The sequence below is a fragment of the Streptomyces sp. M2CJ-2 genome, assembly GCF_016757295.1.
Classification (GTDB): domain Bacteria; phylum Actinomycetota; class Actinomycetes; order Streptomycetales; family Streptomycetaceae; genus Streptomyces.
The window spans coordinates 1-348 of the sequence record NZ_JAESIF010000314.1 but is presented as its reverse complement, the minus strand read 5'-3'; the positions used below and the strand labels follow the sequence as shown (position 1 = coordinate 348).

Annotated in this window: 1 protein-coding gene; it reads right to left on the bottom strand. The window is 75.9% G+C overall.

All coding sequences use genetic code 11. The features are described 5' to 3' along the window. Positions 1-106 precede the first annotated feature (106 nt). The coding region (locus JL475_RS39450) for a SpoIIE family protein phosphatase (RefSeq protein ID WP_202282986.1) at positions 107-348 on the bottom strand (242 nt) is incomplete at its 5' end.

Here is a 348-nt window from a genome sequence, read left to right as displayed (position 1 = left end):
TTTTGGGGATCCGGGCAGGGAGGGGGCCGCGACCTGACGCGTAGCGTCCGCTCGGGCTGCCGGTAGCCGCCGCGGTGCGAGAGGGGCGGAGCCGGCAAAGGCCGGTCTACAGGCGGACGGTGACCAGGGCGACGTCGTCGCGTCCGCCGTCGGCCACGCCGAGGCGGGCGAGCAGGGCGTCGGCCAGACGGTCAGGGCTCAGACGGGCGTGGCGGGCGAGGGCGTCGGCGAGGCGGTGCAGCCCGGCGTCGATGTCCTCGCCGCGGCGTTCGGTGAGTCCGTCGGTGTAGAGGACGAGGGTGTCGCCCGGGGTGTAGGCAACCGTGGCCTGGGGGCGCGGGGCGTCCT